22 protein-coding genes are annotated in these 17,827 nt (G+C 40.7%); 4 read left to right on the forward strand and 18 right to left on the reverse strand.

Annotated features, from left to right (window positions below):
- Positions 1 to 46: 46 nt before the first annotated feature.
- From FJR77_RS00810 to FJR77_RS00820, 3 genes are read right to left on the reverse strand one after another with little or no spacing between them, the layout of a single operon-like run.
- Positions 47 to 1,333: a response regulator transcription factor gene (locus FJR77_RS00810; protein ID WP_140832894.1), complete on the reverse strand. Its 1,287-nt coding sequence runs from the start codon at positions 1,331 to 1,333 to the stop codon at positions 47 to 49.
- A gap of 11 nt (positions 1,334 to 1,344) precedes the next feature.
- Complete coding sequence (locus FJR77_RS00815; protein ID WP_308850670.1) at positions 1,345 to 3,015, reverse strand: sensor histidine kinase; 1,671 nt, start codon at positions 3,013 to 3,015, stop codon at positions 1,345 to 1,347.
- Positions 2,993 to 3,607, reverse strand: coding sequence for a YesL family protein (locus tag FJR77_RS00820; RefSeq protein WP_140832890.1), 615 nt, complete (start codon positions 3,605 to 3,607; stop codon positions 2,993 to 2,995). The genes FJR77_RS00815 and FJR77_RS00820 overlap by 23 nt, the downstream gene beginning before the upstream one ends.
- Positions 3,608 to 3,741: 134 nt before the next feature.
- On the opposite strand from FJR77_RS00820, the gene FJR77_RS00825 reads away from it, so the two are divergent.
- Positions 3,742 to 4,311, forward strand: a complete 570-nt coding sequence (locus FJR77_RS00825; protein ID WP_140832888.1) for an MptD family putative ECF transporter S component — start codon at positions 3,742 to 3,744, stop codon at positions 4,309 to 4,311.
- A 29-nt stretch (positions 4,312 to 4,340) separates the two neighbouring features.
- Here the strand turns inward: FJR77_RS00825 and FJR77_RS00830 are convergent, their stop codons facing one another.
- The 14 genes from FJR77_RS00830 to tsaB all read right to left on the reverse strand — a co-directional run bounded on the left by FJR77_RS00830 (position 4,341) and on the right by tsaB (position 16,256).
- Positions 4,341 to 5,033, reverse strand: a complete 693-nt coding sequence (locus tag FJR77_RS00830) for a methionine ABC transporter permease (protein WP_000444647.1) — start codon at positions 5,031 to 5,033, stop codon at positions 4,341 to 4,343.
- Position 5,034: 1 nt separating this feature from the next.
- Positions 5,035 to 6,096: a methionine ABC transporter ATP-binding protein gene (locus FJR77_RS00835; protein WP_140832886.1), complete on the reverse strand. Its 1,062-nt coding sequence runs from the start codon at positions 6,094 to 6,096 to the stop codon at positions 5,035 to 5,037.
- Positions 6,089 to 7,462, reverse strand: coding sequence for a M20 family metallopeptidase (locus tag FJR77_RS00840; RefSeq protein ID WP_140832884.1), 1,374 nt, complete (start codon positions 7,460 to 7,462; stop codon positions 6,089 to 6,091). The genes FJR77_RS00835 and FJR77_RS00840 overlap by 8 nt, the downstream gene beginning before the upstream one ends.
- 96 nt (positions 7,463 to 7,558) lie before the next feature.
- Entirely contained in the window at positions 7,559 to 8,413 is an 855-nt protein-coding gene (locus FJR77_RS00845; RefSeq protein WP_020902669.1) for a MetQ/NlpA family ABC transporter substrate-binding protein, read from the reverse strand.
- A gap of 153 nt (positions 8,414 to 8,566) precedes the next feature.
- The gene (locus tag FJR77_RS00850; RefSeq protein ID WP_140832882.1) at positions 8,567 to 9,397 is read right to left on the reverse strand and encodes an amino acid ABC transporter substrate-binding protein; all 831 of its coding nucleotides are present in this window, start codon (positions 9,395 to 9,397) and stop codon (positions 8,567 to 8,569) included.
- A 103-nt stretch (positions 9,398 to 9,500) separates the two neighbouring features.
- Positions 9,501 to 9,824 carry an AzlD domain-containing protein gene (locus FJR77_RS00855; protein ID WP_000253948.1) on the reverse strand — a complete coding sequence of 108 codons (324 nt, stop codon included), beginning with the start codon at positions 9,822 to 9,824 and terminating at the stop codon, positions 9,501 to 9,503.
- On the reverse strand, positions 9,814 to 10,509 hold the full coding sequence (locus FJR77_RS00860) for an AzlC family ABC transporter permease (RefSeq protein ID WP_140832880.1): 696 nt from the start codon (positions 10,507 to 10,509) through the stop codon (positions 9,814 to 9,816). The genes FJR77_RS00855 and FJR77_RS00860 overlap by 11 nt, the downstream gene beginning before the upstream one ends.
- 157 nt (positions 10,510 to 10,666) lie before the next feature.
- Complete coding sequence (locus FJR77_RS00865) at positions 10,667 to 11,893, reverse strand: MFS transporter (RefSeq protein WP_181146570.1); 1,227 nt, start codon at positions 11,891 to 11,893, stop codon at positions 10,667 to 10,669.
- A 71-nt stretch (positions 11,894 to 11,964) separates the two neighbouring features.
- Positions 11,965 to 12,630, reverse strand: a complete 666-nt coding sequence (locus FJR77_RS00870) for a CPBP family intramembrane glutamic endopeptidase (protein WP_000720893.1) — start codon at positions 12,628 to 12,630, stop codon at positions 11,965 to 11,967.
- A 66-nt stretch (positions 12,631 to 12,696) separates the two neighbouring features.
- Complete coding sequence (locus FJR77_RS00875; protein WP_000933481.1) at positions 12,697 to 12,885, reverse strand: peptide pheromone VP1; 189 nt, start codon at positions 12,883 to 12,885, stop codon at positions 12,697 to 12,699.
- A 286-nt stretch (positions 12,886 to 13,171) separates the two neighbouring features.
- The gene (locus FJR77_RS00880; RefSeq protein WP_000572846.1) at positions 13,172 to 14,035 is read right to left on the reverse strand and encodes an XRE/MutR family transcriptional regulator; all 864 of its coding nucleotides are present in this window, start codon (positions 14,033 to 14,035) and stop codon (positions 13,172 to 13,174) included.
- Between the two features lie 103 nt (positions 14,036 to 14,138).
- On the reverse strand, positions 14,139 to 15,149 hold the full coding sequence (gene tsaD, locus FJR77_RS00885; RefSeq protein ID WP_000655032.1) for a tRNA (adenosine(37)-N6)-threonylcarbamoyltransferase complex transferase subunit TsaD: 1,011 nt from the start codon (positions 15,147 to 15,149) through the stop codon (positions 14,139 to 14,141).
- Positions 15,139 to 15,576, reverse strand: a complete 438-nt coding sequence (gene rimI, locus FJR77_RS00890; RefSeq protein ID WP_140832876.1) for a ribosomal protein S18-alanine N-acetyltransferase — start codon at positions 15,574 to 15,576, stop codon at positions 15,139 to 15,141. Before rimI ends, tsaD begins: the two co-directional genes overlap by 11 nt.
- Positions 15,573 to 16,256: a tRNA (adenosine(37)-N6)-threonylcarbamoyltransferase complex dimerization subunit type 1 TsaB gene (tsaB, locus tag FJR77_RS00895; protein WP_140832873.1), complete on the reverse strand. Its 684-nt coding sequence runs from the start codon at positions 16,254 to 16,256 to the stop codon at positions 15,573 to 15,575. The genes rimI and tsaB overlap by 4 nt, the downstream gene beginning before the upstream one ends.
- A gap of 191 nt (positions 16,257 to 16,447) precedes the next feature.
- On the opposite strand from tsaB, the gene cibA reads away from it, so the two are divergent.
- Complete coding sequence (cibA, locus tag FJR77_RS00900; protein ID WP_136936678.1) at positions 16,448 to 16,633, forward strand: fratricide two-peptide bacteriocin subunit CibA; 186 nt, start codon at positions 16,448 to 16,450, stop codon at positions 16,631 to 16,633.
- A gap of 1 nt (position 16,634) precedes the next feature.
- Entirely contained in the window at positions 16,635 to 16,787 is a 153-nt protein-coding gene (gene cibB, locus FJR77_RS00905; RefSeq protein WP_070528467.1) for a fratricide two-peptide bacteriocin subunit CibB, read from the forward strand.
- A 311-nt stretch (positions 16,788 to 17,098) separates the two neighbouring features.
- Here the strand turns inward: cibB and FJR77_RS00920 are convergent, their stop codons facing one another.
- A complete protein-coding gene (locus FJR77_RS00920) occupies positions 17,099 to 17,314 on the reverse strand; it encodes a hypothetical protein (protein ID WP_140832869.1) in 216 nt (71 codons plus the stop codon).
- Positions 17,315 to 17,592: 278 nt separating this feature from the next.
- On the opposite strand from FJR77_RS00920, the gene FJR77_RS00925 reads away from it, so the two are divergent.
- Positions 17,593 to 17,826 carry a DNA-dependent RNA polymerase subunit epsilon gene (locus tag FJR77_RS00925; protein ID WP_000639575.1) on the forward strand — a complete coding sequence of 78 codons (234 nt, stop codon included), beginning with the start codon at positions 17,593 to 17,595 and terminating at the stop codon, positions 17,824 to 17,826.
- Position 17,827: the final 1 nt, after the last annotated feature.

Here is a 17,827-nt window from a genome sequence, read left to right on the forward strand (position 1 = left end):
ATATTATTATTGATATTATAGCACCTTTTGTAAGGGAATACAAATCTTATAGTATAGTTTCTACCTGTTTTCGGTAGGCTTTTGGCGATTTTCCGCACAATTTTCGGAACACTTTATAGAAATATCCCACGTTACTGTAACCAACAGCATAACAAATATCTTCGATACTGTCACTAGTCGAAAGCAAGAGTTGTTGGGCAGCCTTAATGCGTTGTTTGTTTAGTAACTCTGCGAAAGTCGAATTGGTTTCTCGCTTAATCAACTGACCTAGATAGACAGGATTGATAAAAAGATCCTTACTGATATCCTTGAGCGAAAGTTCTTTCTGATAATCACGCCCAATAACTTCCAGTACACTGACCACATTTTCATTCATGCGATATTGCCCAAAAAATCGGGTCAGAGTTTCCTTAATATAAGGAACCAATTCATCAAAGGATTGAATAGCATGAATGGTTTTGACGATATCCGTCATATCATCAGCTTTTAGATGTTCAAACAAGTGAAAAACATCCATGACAAACTGGATAAAAAGCTGTTTGGTAATCGGAACACGGGGTGTATTTTCAAGAACCACCTTCTCCAAGAGGTTTAACTCTTCTACGATTTGGTTGAGATCCCCCTGAATGATAACCCTATAAATCGGTTCGTAATAGGCAAAGAGACTCTGAGACTGTTTTAAATTTACAGAACCGTAAAAGAGGGCTTTCTCAGCATTCAGCTTCCAGCGTTCAAAGTGTTCTTGATAAGGAGCTTCAAAGGGAGTAACGACTAAACCATCTAGGGGTTGATCAGAAATAAAAATCTGCCAATCTTGTCCTAACACATAGTAGGGAATGGTGAAAGAGCCTTGTTTTTCCTTGGATAGGCCTATCCACCAATTCTCCTTACCACCTAAATAACTAACAAATCCAGCCTCATCTAAATCTTGACTGAGGGTCTGACTTTTCTTTCCTCTCTCGCCGAGCTGACCTGCAATCTTCTCCAGCAGATTTCCCAACTCTACCTTATCAACAGGCTTGACCAAATAGTCCACCACACTAAGGTTCATTGCTCTTTTTACATAATCAAACTCCTGATAACCTGAGAGCAGGATATAGGCAGCTTCAGGTAAAATTTCTTTCATCTCCCGAATCATATCAAGCCCTGTTTTGTCAGGCATATTGACATCGGAAATGACCACATCGACGGGATTGTTCTGAACATATTCTAATGCTTCATCGGCATGACTGGCTGTTGCGACGACCTCCATATCCCACTTATCAAAGGGAATCAAACGTTTCAGACCTTCTGTCACCATGTACTCATCATCTACTAATAATACTTTATACATTTTCTCCCTTTCTACTCATCTTGAATTGTAATACGATACTGAACACCTGCTTGCTCTGCAGAATCTATAGTAATAGCATAGCGATCCCCAAAATAGAGCACAAAACGCTCATGGACATTGACAATCCCGATAGACTGCCTTTGGGCACTGTAGCTAGCTTGGTGTTCAAAATGTCTCTGACTTAATTTTTTTCGAAGATTTGTCATCTTTTCAGACGACATACCACGACCATTATCGACCACCAAAATTTCCACAAAACCATCTCGTTTAAGAGCTTTAATGCTAATCACATTATCTGTCCGTCTATGGTCAACACCATGAGCGAAATAATTTTCTACCAGCGGTTGCAAAGTAAACTTAGGAATCTTCATATTCTCTAACTCTGGGTCTATCTTGAAACCATAGGCAATAGATTTAGGATAGCGAACCATGCAAAGATAACTATATTTACGGCAAAATTCTAATTCCTGTTTGAGGAGGGTTTCTCTTTCATCAGAAATATTGTTACGCAAGAGACTACTGAACTCATAAATGATATCTGCCAACTCATCTTGACTCTGCATGACTGCGTACATACGTAAAAATTCCAGCGTATTATACATAAAATGAGGATTGATTTGAGCTTGTAGGGCTCGCATATTGGCATCTTTTTGACTAAGCTCTAACTGGTAAATATCATGGATGTTCTTTTCCAAGCGATCCAACATATCATTGGTCGTCTCCGCGATCAGGAGCAATTCCTGATCCTTTTCAAGCGTATCAATGCGAAGACCTTCTTCCCCTTGAGCAATAGCTTGGATGGAATCCACCAAATCCACTACCTGCTTTTGATAATTAGCAAAGGTCTGCCTCAAAGTCAGATAAAGAATAACAATAAAAAGAAGGCTCAAGCCCACAATCAAAGAAGAGCTAGTCACTGTTCCTTGTAAAACAAAGTTTTTGGGAACTGCCACCTGAACCTGATAGCCATGAGAGGTCACACCAACAAACCAGTTCTCATGCTCCCTATTGACCCTCTCACCAATATGAAAAATCTCCGTATCAAAAGGCGATGTCACAGTCACAGCCATCGGGATATGACCTCGGGTATTGTCCACAGCATGGTATAAGATTTCTGGATCCAAGGAGATATAAACAACCCCTATCGATTGATCCGTCGCTGGGTCTAAAATAGGCACTCCAAAACTATTGGCCTCTGGTTTAAAGTCTTCCGCAAGTACCGTATGACCACCTCTCTCATTTCTGCTCGAAACATAAACTTCTTTAAAGTCCTGCAAGACGATTGCAACACCCGTTATATAGTCATTTTGGACATAAAGATCATCAATATTTTCATACAGAGAAATAGAAGTTGACGAAGCTGCTTGATGCTCCAACAACCAATAAAAATACTCAGAAGTTGACAGGCTAAAGTACTTATAAACCCCTTGTATCCGGTCTTGATTGGCTACTAAATCTTGAGCTAGCTGAGCTGACTCGCGATAATAATATTCCACCTCTTCGACTGTTCGAGTAGTTACACGCTGGGCTACTCTTTGAGCTTCCTTTTCCCGTGAATCCCAGTCAGCGTAAGAAAGTAAGATTGCAAAACTCGCAATAATAATGATCATAACTGAACTATAGGTTCGCAGAAGCGTATGTAGCCAAAACTGCTTCATTCTATTTTGTCGCCAATTTTTCATGGATGCTTTCATAGACCGGTTCCAACATATCACTGATAAAGAAATGCCACATCCCAATTCCTACAAAGAAGAGAAGAGCAGGCATATAATAACCAATTGCCACAAGTAGCACTGTCCCAAGAAGAACCTTGACCACAGCTGCTAGGCTCATAAAGATGCCAATCAAGGATAGTTTGAGACTATTTCGATAGGACAAGTCAAAATAAACTTGTAGTTTCAAAGATACTGTATAGGCCAAAAAGATCAGGGCAACTACTAGAACATTCAAAAAGGTCGCAATCAAATGAACAATAGTCTGATGAGGCAATTGCACCAAGAGATACAAGCCATAAACCAAAACTAGATCCACTCCTAGAAAGCTATAGAAAATCAGGTTGCTTGATACAAAATTTTGCTTATAAAGAGACCAAGCCTCCTTCAAACTGTATTCCCGAAAGCTATAACCATGTTCTGCATACAAGCTCATCAAGGTGGCACTAGCCGGCGCTAGACCAAGAATAATCCCTCCTGCCAATGTTAATATCCAAAAGAAGGCTGTCGCAATCATCCCTAAAAAGAAACGATTAAAGACAAAGTCTAAAAATCTCCCCATGATATCCCCCTAAAAATAACTATGAAACTATTATAGCATATTTCAAGCGTTTTCAAACACATAGACTATCCATTTACAATCCCACCAAACCGTGGTACAATGAGAATTGTGAGAAAATTATCAGGAGACAATTCATGAAAAAATCTATCTTAACTACACTGCTTTTTGCAGTTCTTTACTTCCTCTGCATGGGGATTGGTGTCCTTTTGGGCAATCTCTTTGACCAAACTGGAAACATGTTTTATGCGCCTGCCTTTACTGGCCTTGTAGGCGGCAGCATCTATATGATCCTAGTCGCAAAAGTTCCGCGATTTGGAGCCATTACCACTATCGGCCTTGTCATGGCCCTCTTTTTCTTGGGAACTAAACACGGTGCTGGTGCCTTCCTTCCTGGAATTATCTGTGGCCTCCTAGCAGATGGAGTAGCTAACCTCGGAAAATACAAGGACCAAACAAAGAACCTCCTTTCTTTCGTTATTTTTGCCTTTAGCACATCAGGACCGATCTTGCTTATGTGGATTACTCCCAAAGCCTATATGGCTACCCTTCTGGCAAGAGGAAAATCGCAAGAATATATCGACCGTATCATGGTCGCACCAAATCCTGGAACCGTCCTTCTATTTATCGCAAGTATTGTCATCGGAGCCCTAGTGGGTGCTTTGATTGGACAAGCCTTGAGTAAAAAATTGGCACAAAAAATCTGATTACTAAAAAAGAGCCACACGGCTCTTTTTTATTTATGACTCAATTTCTTGGTCAGGAAATCTCCCAAGAATTGGATTGCAAAGATAATCAAAATGATAATGATAGTTGCCAAGATGGTCACATCGTGATTGTAACGGTTAAATCCATAGGCGATAGCTACGTTACCAATACCACCTGCTCCGACCGCTCCCGCCATGGCTGTTTCACCGACTAGTGAAATCAAGGTTACAGTCGTCACACGGATCAAATCTGGAAGGCCTTCTGATAGGTAAACACCTACGATATCCCAGAATGTCGCTCCGCTAGCTTGAGCCGCCTCAATGACACCACCATCTAGCTCAGCCAATACCACCTGTACTTGACGGGCAAAGAAGGCAAAGACTGCAAAAGATAACGGTACGATAGCCGCATTTGGACCAATGCTTGTTCCTACGATTAGATGAGAGAAGGGTGACAAGACTGCCAAGAGAATGATAAATGGTACCGCACGGAAAATAGAGGTAATCTTATCCAAAATCCAAAAAACAACTTTATTTTCCAAAACACCACCCGGCGCTGTCAAGACAAGGAAAAGACCTGCCACCAGCCCCAAGAAACCTCCAATAATAAAGGAAAGAACTGTCATATAAAGGGTTAGGTAGATGGCTGTTCCCCAGCCTGCTTGACCAGCCCAGCCCATTTTATAAACATTTGGTAAATAGGTTTGAATCAATGATTCCATCTTACTGTCCTCCCTTCAATACTTTTAGCTGCACACCTGCTTGACGAATGGCTTCTTGGGCACCTGCCAACGCTGCTTTTTCACCTGACAAGACCACCACCAATTCTCCAACAGGAGTACCATCCAAAATTTCGATATTTCCATAGAGGATATTAGCTGTTACTTGGTAATGCTTGTACAATTCATTCAAAAGTGGCTCGTCTGTTGAAGCACCCGCATACTTGAGTTGTACCAAAAGGCTGTTTTCAGACAAGTGTTCCACGATTTCTTGCTTCTCGATTTTGACCATGGCTTCGTCAATACCTGTGGCTGTTGAGATAAAGTCTTGAGTCAAAGGTTGTTTAGGGTCTGAGAAGATTTCAAGGACACTACCCTCTTCAATCAAATGTCCGTCCTGCATAACCGCCACACGGTTGGCAATGTCTTTGACAATCTGCATTTCATGCGTAATCAAGACAACAGTTAAGCCTAATTTTTGGTTCAAATCTTGCAACAAGGCCAAAATCTGCTTGGTAGTCTTAGGATCAAGGGCAGAAGTCGACTCGTCTGAAATCAAGATTTTTGGATCATTTGCTAAGGCACGCGCAATGGCCACACGCTGTTTTTGTCCACCAGATAGTTGTGAAGGGTAATTTTCAGCACGATCTGCCAAGCCAACCAAGTCCAACAATTTAGCTACTTTAGCCTTCTTTTCTTCCTTGCTGAGGCCAGAGTGTTTAAGGGCAAAGGCTACATTCTCCTCTGCTGTCTTTTGGCTCATCAGGTTGAAATGCTGGAAAATCATTCCAATATCTTGACGTTTACGACGCAACTGCTCTGCCGTCAAGGTGACCTCACCATCAAAAATCACATCGTCGTCAATGGTAATTTTCCCTGCAGATGGTTTTTGCAAGAGGTTAATCACCCGTACAAGGGTTGATTTCCCTGCTCCAGAATATCCAACGATTCCGTAGATATCCCCTTCTTTGATGTGAATGGTCACATCCTTGACCGCTGTGATGGTTCTCTTCTTTTGGTGAAAAGTCACATCAATCTGATCTAACTTGATAATATCTCTACTCATAGCTTCTAATCAGCTCCTCTACTAATTCAATATGGGTATAGTAATCGGCGATTCGCACGTTCTCATCTCCACCGTGGTCTCGACTATTGGCATTTCCTAGACCGAAGGCCACCATTGGCACCTCTAGAGCATCAAAGACCGTATGCATAGGCCCTGTCCCCGCTGTCGTCGGCAAGACTGAAACGCCCTGTGGATAGAATTTCTTGGCCAACTCGATCACATTGAGAATGGCTGGTGCGCTCATATCGCTTCGATAGCTCATCTCTCCCAAGGTATAGTATAATTCTACCTTATCAAAGCCATTTTTGTCTAGCTGTTTCCGAATTTTTTCCAGAACATCATGCGGTTCTAGGCCAGGAACCAAACGAACCTCTAGCTTAGCACTGGCTTCTGCTGGCAAAATCGTTTTAACCCCTTGTCCTTGGTAACCTGACTGAATCCCTTCGATATTAAGGGCTGGCTCGAAAAAGAAACGTTTTAGAAAGGCTGCGCGATCCTCTTGTAAGAGAGGTAATTCCAAACCATAAATCTGGCTGATTTCCCCTGGATTTCGTTGAGCGTAAGTGTCCACCAAGGCCAATTCTCGTTCATTTGGCTCTTGTACTTCTTCGTACAAGCCTTCAACCAAGATACGGCCATCTGCAGCACGAAGAGACTGTAGGGCTTGAAGAAGATACCATGGAGCTGATTCCACAACCCCACCATAACTGGAATGGATGTCAACATCAGCGCTTTTTACCTTGGCATCAAAGGTCACAATTCCCTTATTTCCGCCAGAAATTTCTAGCTGTTCCAAGGCATTTTTGGTTCCTTGTTCCCATACCAACAAATCCGCACCACGGAGTTTATCCGCATGTTTTTCCAGATACTTGTCTAGGTCTGTCGAGGCAGATTCCTCTGCTCCCTCCATGATAAAACTGATATTGACAGGCAGGTCATCGTGGTGCTGCATGTATTTTCTCAAAGCACTCAAACGAGCTGTGATATGACCCTTGTCGTCATCAACCCCACGCCCATACATGAAGCCATTGCGCACTGAAAGAGTAAAAGGATCCTCTGTCCAGACCTGATCCCCATCCGCTGGCACAGTGTCATAGTGGTTATAGAAGATTAGGGTCTTGGCATCTGGACGCGAACTCTTGAAATGCGCCATGACAAAGGGCGCTGTATAAGTCTCATCAATCTCCACTTCAGCCCCAACACGCTTGAAAATCTCACCCAGATAGTTGGCAACTTCTTTGAGCCCCACCTGTTGGGCAAAGACTGATTTCTTAGAAATCAAGATACGCAAAACCTCAAAATAATGCTGGGCCACATGATCCTTTTCAAATTTTTCAATCTGTTCTTGTTCGCTAGGAAAAACCATATTCTCTCTACCTTTCTATGAACTACTCTTCCTGACAATCCCTGCTCTATACAAAAGCAAGAGGTGGAATTCTCTCTCCCACCTCCCTGTTTCTTATTACCAAACTGGTTGATCCAAACCGTCTGATGTTTCTTCGATAACTTTTTTCACTTCATCTGTATGGTAAGCTGCAACGACTTTCTTGATAGCATCAGCCTTAGGTGATGATTCCCAATCTTTTTTCGCAACAATGATGTTGTACCATTGTTTTGAATTTTCATCAGCTTGTTCTTTGAAGAGTGCTTTCTTGTAGTCCAATTTTGCTTCTGTAACGAAGGTATTGTTTACAACGGCAGCGTCAACTGATGACAATGAACGAGCTGTTTGGCTAGCGTCCAATTCAGTGATTTTCAAGTTCTTTGGATTTTCTTTGATGTTAGCAACTGTTGCAAGAGCAGTTCCTGAAACGTCCAATTTAATCAAGCCAGCTGATTGAAGCAAGTAAAGCGCACGGCTTTCGTTTGTAGCATCGTTTGGTACAGCAATTTCTCCGTTTGCTGGGATATCTTCTACTTTAGTGTACTTGTTGTCACTTCCATTCAAACCTGAGTAAAGGCGGATTGGAGAGATGTAAGTATCTGCAATCGCTACAAGGTCTTTTCCGTTTTCTTTGTTCCAGTTGTTCAAGAAGTTATAGTGTTGGAAAGCGTTCAAGTCTACTTCACCATCAGCAGTTGCCTTGTTTGGTTGTGAGTAGTCTGTGAACTCTGTAAATTCCAAAGTGATACCGTCTTTTTTAACCAATTCTTGGATTTTGTCCCAACGTTTTTCTTCAGAACCGCTACGGTTAACAGTTGCGATTTTGATAGTTGTTGCATTGTCTGCTTTCTTTTCTGAGTTTCCGCAAGCTGCAAGAGCCAAACCTGCGACTGTAGCAAGGGCTGCTACACCAAGCCATTTTTTAATTTTCATGATTCTTTCTCCTTAAAAATAATACCGTACTAGTATCTCACAATTTGTTTGATTTCACAAATTGTTATTAGATAGCCAGATATATAGTTTAAAACTATATCCCTAAAAACTGAGAAATCACCCATCTTATTCCGAATGGATGACTTCAAGAAATTATTTAATATCAGCTTCTGCTGGTAGGTAAGTGTCGCCGAAGAATTGTTTAGACAACTTTTCAAGAGTTCCGTCTTTGTAGAGTTCTTGGATACGTTTGTCTACAAATGTTTTCAACTCATCTTGACCTTTGGCAAGAAGTGGGTAAACGTAAGGTTGTTGGTCGCTTGGAAGTTCAATAACTTTCAAGTTGTCCAAACCTTGGTTCTTGATAACTGTTTCAACACCGATTTTATCAAAAATTTTGTAGTCAAATTGGCCATCGCTCAAGCGTCCCATGATTTGTTGGAAGTCTGCTCTAGTGTAGTTAAGGACAGTTGGATTATCTGAGTGTTGTTTGTTGTAGTCTTCCAACTGTTTAGCTGATGTTGTTCCTTGAACAACTTCTGTTGATTTTCCACCGATATCATCAAGCGATTTGATGCTAGAGTCGTCTTTTTTCACTACAAGAACGTTAGGGTTTTTAGCAGTTGGAGCTGCATAAAGGTATTTTTCAGCACGTTCTTTAGTGTAGCTGATGTTGTTCACGGCCATTTGGTAACGGTCAGCGTCAAGACCCGCAAAGACACCTGACCACTCAGTCTTCTCAAACTTGACATCATACTTGTCAGAATCTTTAAAGATAGCGCGAACCACTTCAATTTCGTAACCAGTCAATTCACCATTTTCTTCATAGTTGAATGGTTTTGGTGAAGCATTTGTTGCAACAATAATTTCTTTCTTGCTAACTGCTTCTCCTTCTTTTTTCGCACCACCTGAGCAAGCTGCTAGCACACCTGCAGCAACAAGCCCTAGGGTAGCAAGAGATGAGTATTTAACGATTTTTTTCATGTCATTTCCTCCAAAATAGAATACCTTATAATCTTAACAGAAAAAGAGCATTTACGCCATTATATGATATCTATCTCTGTGATAAATTTTTTTTATGGCTAATTTAAAAGACCAAGCGCAAGACGGCAATCAAGACTACTCCGAAGAGAACCGTTCCGACTAGATTACGGTAGCGAAAGGCTACCCAAGCCGTTGGAAAGACTGCTAAGAAGTCCAGCCATTTGATTTGAGGAAGGCTACCAACCTTGCCTGTCACTACGCTTGAAAGAATCAAGGCAAAGATAATAGAAACGGGCAAGAACTTCAAAAAACGCTCAACGATTGCAGGCAAACCCTTATACTTGACCAAGATGAAGGGAATCATACGGGGAATCCAGGTCACCAAGCCAGAGAAAAGAACTGCTAATAAAAGATACTTACTGACCATCTAAAACCACCCCCATTGTACAACCAAGTAGCGTCGCAAACAGAACAGCTAGTGACTGAGACACCACTGTCAAGAGCAAAAAGAAGGACACCGCAACAACTGCTAGGATAATGAGCAGATTGCGGACAGGAATCCGTCTTTGCATAATCTGGAATTGCAAAGCAAAAATTCCGATAAACATCCCAACCAAGGCAAAATCCAAGCCAAAGATTTCTGGATTTGGCAACAGGCCACCCAGAGCCGTTCCGACTACTGTCCCCACAAACCAAGCTACATAGCTGTTGAGATTGTTTCCGTGCATCCACATAGGATTGACCTTGTCTGTATGGGCCAATTCGCCCATCAATACACCATAAGTCTCATCCGTCAAGATACTAGACATACCGATATTGTGCCAAAGACTGGTATGACGGAAATAGGTTGACGCATGCAAACTCAACAAAAAGAGACGCAAATTAATCAAAAAGACCGTCATAGCAATGGCAGCCACAGGAGCTTGAACCGCAATCAGTGCCAACATGGCAAACTGGGCACTCCCAGCATAAACAAAGAGACTCATCAAGCCCATCTCTACAGGTGTCACATAGGGCGCACCGATAATCCCACAGGCAAGGCCAATACTGATATAACCAAGGGCTGTTGGCATGGCTGCCTGCGCCCCCTCCCAAAATCCTTTTTCTTTCATCTTTCTCCTCATATTGTCTTAATAGGTGGGCTGAATCAGTTCCAGCCACAGCATGGACTATTATAACACATTCAGGAAAGAGAAAAAAGTCTGCTGATTGACAAGAACAGAAAAAGACTGGAAACCAGTCTCAAACATATATTATAGAAATTCTCCGCTAAATGTTTTCACGGATATTCAAGAGCATGACAAAGGAAACTAGAAGAAATAGCAATAAAACAAAGCTGACTGCCTGAGTTCCAAAGCTAGTAGCAATGGTTACCAAAGCTATTGTAAATAAGCTAGGTAAAACAACCGTAATGGCGCCGATAGAGGATTGAACTGCTCCCATTGACTCCTCAGGTATTTGTTTAAAAATGAGTTCCTGTAATCGAGGAGAGAGAATACCTGCAAAAAAGGCATCCAAGGCACTAAAGATAAGAATCCAGTCAAAACGAACTGCCACAAAACCAACTAAAAGGAGTAATTGGATAATAAGCGAGGCATATAGAGCTATTTTTATAGAAATCGTATTTTTCAGATAGCCACTTACAAGGCTTCCGACAATAAGGGCTGACAATTCCAGTGTTGATAACAAAGCGAGAGATTGACCAGTTTGTAAATTCAAAAAGGGCTGATTCCTCAAAAACAGAGTAGAAATAGGAACTGTAACATTTATCACTGCTTGACTAATAGAGATAATAAACAAAACCAAGAGCACCTTATTCATATTCCATATCAATTTCGATGATTGGACCAAATGCTGGCAAAAGGATTTTACAGAGAGCCCTTCTTGATAGCTAATAGTTTTTTCTACTTTCAAGAGGTCATTTTTTATGAAAAGAATACCTAAAAATGCGATTAAAAAGGTAAGAGCATTCAGTAAGGAAATAAACTGGATAGATAGAATAGCTAGTAAGACTCCTCCTAGAATATTACTGATTGTTTTCACTAAACTAACGGTTGACTGTTTAAATCCAATAGCTTCTGCCAGATGATCTTGCCCAATAATTCTAATGAAAATCGGAGTGAGCATGGCGCCTGAAAAATAACTCAATGTGTCAGACACGAGGTTAATCAGACAAATAAAGGCTACTAATAACAAGGAAAAGGGCTGCCCTGAAAACGATAAGGATACTATAGAGTAAAGCAAAAATTTTGCAAAACTAATGACTGTGTATTTCAAGACACGATGATGTTGAAAATCCGCCAAAACTCCCAGAAAGATTTGTAGAACTTGGGGCAGGGTTTCTGAAATCGTGATGAGTAAAATCGCCAAAGGGGCAAAAGATGCATCTGCCACATAATTCAAAAAGGCCAGATAAAAAATCGTATCCCCAAGCGTTGAAATCCACTGGTTGATAGTTAATTGCCTAAAATCTCTATTTTGAAGAAATACTTTCATCACAACTCCTTTTTAAATTCAAATGGGAATCTTTCCCCAAGAATATACCGCGATACTACTAACAACCAAAATTACAGTAACATCAAAATCTGACCAATACCATTGTAGACTATATGCAGTCCAATAGGCCAATAAATTGACTTTGTCATTCTAAATAAGACTGCAAATATAAGACCTCCACCCATATAGAAGACAAAGTCTGTCAAGACCCAACCGTGATTACTAATGTGCGAGACCCCAAATAAAACAGCGGAACCAAGTACATCTAGCCCCCATTTCTTTCCTTTTTCCAGAGCAGTCATCACTAATCCACGATAAATCATGTCTTCAAAAATGGGACCTGCAATCACAGGATAAAAGAAATACATCAAAAATGCCGTAGCTCCTGTAAAAGTAGGAGCAGCATGTTGATAAGAAATTTCATTTCGAGTAGGTGGGAAAAGAAAAAAGGTGACAAAATTCCAAGCAACAAAAGAAAGCAGAGCTAGGAAGGAATAGAAAAGATAGGATCTTTTAAACTTTCTATTGTTGATTTGTTGCCATTTCTCCGACCAAATCATAACAATCAGAGCAAATAAAACCACAAGAAAATTCAACATCATATCCGACAGATAATAAGTAAAGTCAGATAGACCAAGAGCAAAGTCGCTAGATAAAACCAGACCACTGAACTTCTGGTCAGCAATAACTAGTAGAAAAGCTATAATAAAGTAGTAGCGTGAGATTATCTTTTTCATCCTATTTTCTCCTATATTACGAAATAAAAAAAGCCCTAACCCAAACAAAGGCAAGGGCTTTAAATATCAATGACGACGATTAACAGTGGAAGAATCATGGTTAAAATATTTCTTCCAGAAATTAGTGATTGACCAAGGTGCTCCTAAGCTTACTCCAATTCCACCGCCTGGGTTAACCACAGTGTAGCCTCCTCTAACATCTTGCAACTCATCTTCTGTCAATTCCATTGTTTCTGCAAATTGTAAATTTAACATCTTTTATACTCCTTCAATTGTTTTCTTCTTGTAAACCACTTCTGCGACCTAGGATTTGCTTCAAATGTTTTACAAGGTCAGTATAACACAGAAATTGCCTTATTTTAGAAAATCGCATATTTGATATTTTTTCTTATAGAAATTTCAGATTTGCGATTTTGGTGGATTTGATTATTTCCCTGCTATAATAAAGTTATTACTAATGAGGAGGGAAGTCATATGAAGAAACAAGTTTTAAGATTATTGGCAATCATTGCTGAGATTATTATCATTTTCCCATTTCTAACTAATCGATAAGTTCTTTGTATTGTTGCAAACGCAATTCGAAGAGGGTTATCAATTGTGGATTTTCTAATACTTGCAGAGATTGGATAAAGTTTTCAATCTCTTTTTGATTGCTTCCTTTGGTTTGAAGAAAGACACTCATCTTCTTTAAAAATTGCCATAATAATTTCTCAAAAACATCATACGGACGCAGCATGCTCTCCAACTCGGCTTCAAAGATTGGAATATAGGAGAAAAGTTTGCGCTCCATGAGTTCTGATAAGATATTTAAGAGTCCTTGCTTCATATACAATCGATTATGTACCAACTCTTTAAATTCTTTGGACTTTTCAAGCAAAGAGGTTGATAAAAAAATCAGATCTTGATTGCTCAGGAAGGGCATAGTATTGCAAAAAAGATAGAGTTCAAACCAGGTCCAAGACTCAATAGCGTAGAGGTAGGTAGTTAAAAACTCGCTATCCTCCTCTGCTAGCGGATAGTTTTTATCTAAGGAATGGATAGCATCTTTAATCACAATAGCATTCAAACGACGATAGGTCTGCGCCATCTGTTCTTGCTCGACTTCTTCCAACAGTTGCTCTAAACCAGCAATATCTTGATGGGCAAAGCGATCCACAACCCTTCTACCAATTCGCATATGTGGGGATTCTTGATAGTTGTTGAGCTTGTGCCCAAACTCATCAAAGGTCACATTTATACCTTGGATAGCTAGAATCAACTTATCTGCAGACAGCATAGACTGCCCTAGTTCAAACTTGGACAACTGAGAGGCTGTTAGTCCAGCACAAGCCACATCTGACTGTTTTAGCTTTCTAGCCAAGCGCAATTCCTTGTAAAATTCTCCCAATTCCATTCTCTCAATCATCTGGCCACCTCCTATTTTTTATATAGTATATCATTATTTACAATTATTTGTCAAAATATTCTGACACTTTATCGAGTGAAAAAGCCAGCTTTAAGCTGACTCTTTATTCTATGGTATCAAAAGCGAGGCTTGGTTTGGCATTGAGGTCTAAGCTTGCAAAGTTTTCTTTGTTCCACTCGCTGACGCTGGCATAGGCAATCATACCTGCATTGTCTCCGCAGAGGCGCAGAGGTGGGATGATAATCTTGACATCTGTGATTTCAGTTGCTAGACGTTCTCTAAGACCTTTATTGGCTGCCACACCACCTGCCACGACTAGAGTTTTAACAGGATATTTCTCCAAAGCTTTTTTGGTTTTAGCCATGAGAATGTCCATAACTGCCGCTTGGAAGGAAGCACACAAATCTTCTGTAGACAGACTTTCTCCCTTTTGCTCGGCATTGTGATGAAGATTGATAAAGGCAGATTTCAAACCTGAGAATGAAAATTCTAGATTATCTTCCTTAATCATGGCACGGGGGAAATCATAAATATCCTGTCCCTGATGAGCTAGCTCGTCAATCTCACGACCGGCAGGATAGGTCAAGCCCATGACACGGCCAACCTTATCATAAGCCTCACCAACCGCGTCATCTCGCGTTTCCCCAACAATCTTGTGGTCACCAGCCTCCGAAACATAAACCAACTCTGTGTGTCCACCACTGACTAAAAGGGCTAGCAAGGGAAACTCCAAAGGCTCCACACTCTGAGCGGCCATGAGGTGGCCAGCCATGTGGTTAACGGGAATCAGTGGAAGTCTATGTGCCCAAGCAAAGGCCTTAGCAGCTGATAAACCAACTAGTAAAGCTCCAACCAAGCCCGGTCCATAGGTAACCGCAACAGCTGTCACATCATCTTCGGTAATCCCTGCTTCTGCCAGAGCCTCCTCAATACAGGCTGTAATGACCTCAACATGGTGACGACTGGCTACTTCGGGCACTACGCCCCCAAAACGTTTGTGACTCTCAATTTGACTAGCAATGACATTGGACAAGAGCTCATCGTCGTTTTTCAAGACGGCGACACTGGTCTCGTCACAGGATGTCTCAAATGCTAAAATATATCTATCCTTCATCTATTTCTCTCTTCATGATAATGGCGTCCTCGACTGGATCATGGTAGTAGGCCTTTCGCTCAGCGATGACCGCCATCTTTTCTTTCTTGTAAAATGCTTGCGCTCGTTGGTTTGACTTTCTGACTTCGAGGAAAATCTCCTTTTCTGCCGGCAATTGAGCAAACAAGGCCGAGGCAATTCCCTGCCCCTGATAGATTTGTTTGACAGCGATTTGCAGGACCTCTGCTTCAAATAGATTCTCCTGCACAGCTAGAAAGCCAATCACTTCTGTCCCATCATAAGCTAGAGCATACCAAGTCTGGTCTTGGGACAGGTCTGCTTGGATTTGTTCCAGCGTCCAAGGACTGACTGGATAAACAGCTACCATAACAGCATAGATGGCTTGTGCCAAGTCAGGCTGTCCTTGGATTCGTTTGATTTCTATCATAGGCGTTTAATGTAAGACTCACCAGACTCAGTGTGGTTCTTGAGCCAGTTTTCCTCAGCCTCAACACGTTTGAGGTAATTCGGCACAAAATCATGCAAGGAGTCTGTTTCCTTGTCCCAGGCCAAAAGAGCAAGATTGGCTGCGTTAGGCAAGGTTTCTTTGTAATTAGTCCTTGGCAAATGTTCTTGAATCTGCTCCACAAAGGGGCCAACTTCTCCGACAAAGGTTACCTGACTAGCACCCTTGATTAGCTCAATCACTCGCTCAAAGGGCAGGTGCGCTTCTGGCATGACAGGTTTAGCATTTTCATAAAATCCTGCATAAACATTGTTGCGACGCGCATCCATCAAGGGGACGAACAAACCTTCTTGTTGGTAGGGCACCAGAGCCAAGAGGCTAGACATACCAACTAACTCGATATTCAGAGTATGAGCCAAAGTCTTAGCCGTTGCGACCGCAATTCGTAAGCCTGTGTAGCTACCTGGCCCTTCCGCTACCACGATTCGGTCCAAATCCTTGGGCGTCCAATCCAAACTTGCCATCAAAAAATCGATGGCAGGCATGAGGGTAATACTGTGATTTTTCTTGATATTAATCGTCGTCTCGGCAAGAATCTGCTTGTCCTCTAAAATAGCGAGAGAAAGAGCCTTGCTGGACGTATCAAAAGCTAATACTTTCATAACACATTCCTATCTTTTTGTCTGCTTACTATTATACTACAAAAGCTGGCACATGGGAATTTTCTTTATCCCCAAACAGGAATACCTAGACTTAAACAAAAAATAATTCGCAAATAAATTTCAAAAAAATGTTCACTTTTCCTTTTCTTTTCCGAATATAAAAGTGAACAAGAAAAAAGGAGGAAAGTTCAATGACAAATTTTGACGTTCTTGACAATCAATTTTTATCCCTATCTGAAAATGAATTATCAGATATTGATGGCGGTCTCGCTCCCTTGATTATCTTTGGAGTAGCAGTATCTTGGAAAGCTATTGCAGGCGGAACAGCACTTGTAGGTTCTGGTTTGGCAGCTGGTTATTTTTTAGGAGGAGATTAATATGATGAAAGATTTGAACAACTATCGTGAAATTTCTAATAAGGAATTGCAAGAAATCAAGGGTGGTTTTGGTGCAGGTGTTGGTATCGCTTTATTTATGGCAGCTTATACCATTGGGAAAGATCTCCGTAAAAAGTTTGGTAAGTCATGCTAGATAAAAGACACATTTTTAGAAGGATAAATTTTATTGTCTTCATCTCTTACAGTTTGCTCAGCATTCTCAATGATTTAAACATTACTACTATCCCTTTACCAATTGATCTATCTGTTTGTATTGTTTTATTTTTATGCTTCAACTCTATTTTTGAGCAGAAGAGTCATTAACATAATAAGAATAAATTCTTAAAGCAAACATTTATTCCATTGTCATGTCATTTTAGAAAAATGCAAAAACCACCTCATCTTGATAGATGGGGTGGAATTTTCTTTATCCCCAAACAAAATGCCCCAGCATGAGCAGGGCATCTAAGCATTTAATCCAAAGTAAAATACAAACCAAACTACATAGGTTACAAGGAGGAGAAAAAGCGAGTAGAGAGTCACAAAGATAATTTTCCACAAGAACTTGGTTTGTCGTCGTTCCATTTTGGCAAATAGAAGATTCCCTCCATAAACACAAGCAACAAAAATGATAAAAGCTACCAAGCGAACTCCGATAGCAAAAGAAAATAAGTTATACATAGGGCAACCTCCTTGACTTAAAAACTATAGGGAATTATGACAAACGATAAATTCCACTTCCATTATCAAGATAACATACTTTCTTTATTTTTGCAAACGCTTCCTAATGAGTGACTCTATGACTTTCTCGTTCCCGTCTTTTACTAATTTTTCATTTTGTGGTATAATTGAGATAATTGTAACGAATCAAGGTCAATCTAGACAAAAAATGGAATGAAATCAAGCAAATATCTACTAAAAGTTTGGAATAAGCTGACCTGTAAATAGAAAGGAACTATATGATTTACAAAGTTTTTTATCAAGAAACAAAAGAACGTAGCCCACGTCGCGAAACAACACGCGCACTTTACCTAGACATCGATGCCAGCTCAGAACTTGAGGGTCGCATCGCTGCTCGTCAACTTGTCGAAGAAAATCGCCCAGAATACAACATCGAGTATATCGAACGCTTGTCTGACAAATTGCTAGATTACGAAAAAGAAACTGGCGCCTTCGAAATCACGGAGTTCTAAT

It is taken from the genome of Streptococcus shenyangsis (genome assembly GCF_006385785.1).
GTDB classification, from domain to species: Bacteria; Bacillota; Bacilli; order Lactobacillales; family Streptococcaceae; genus Streptococcus; species Streptococcus shenyangsis.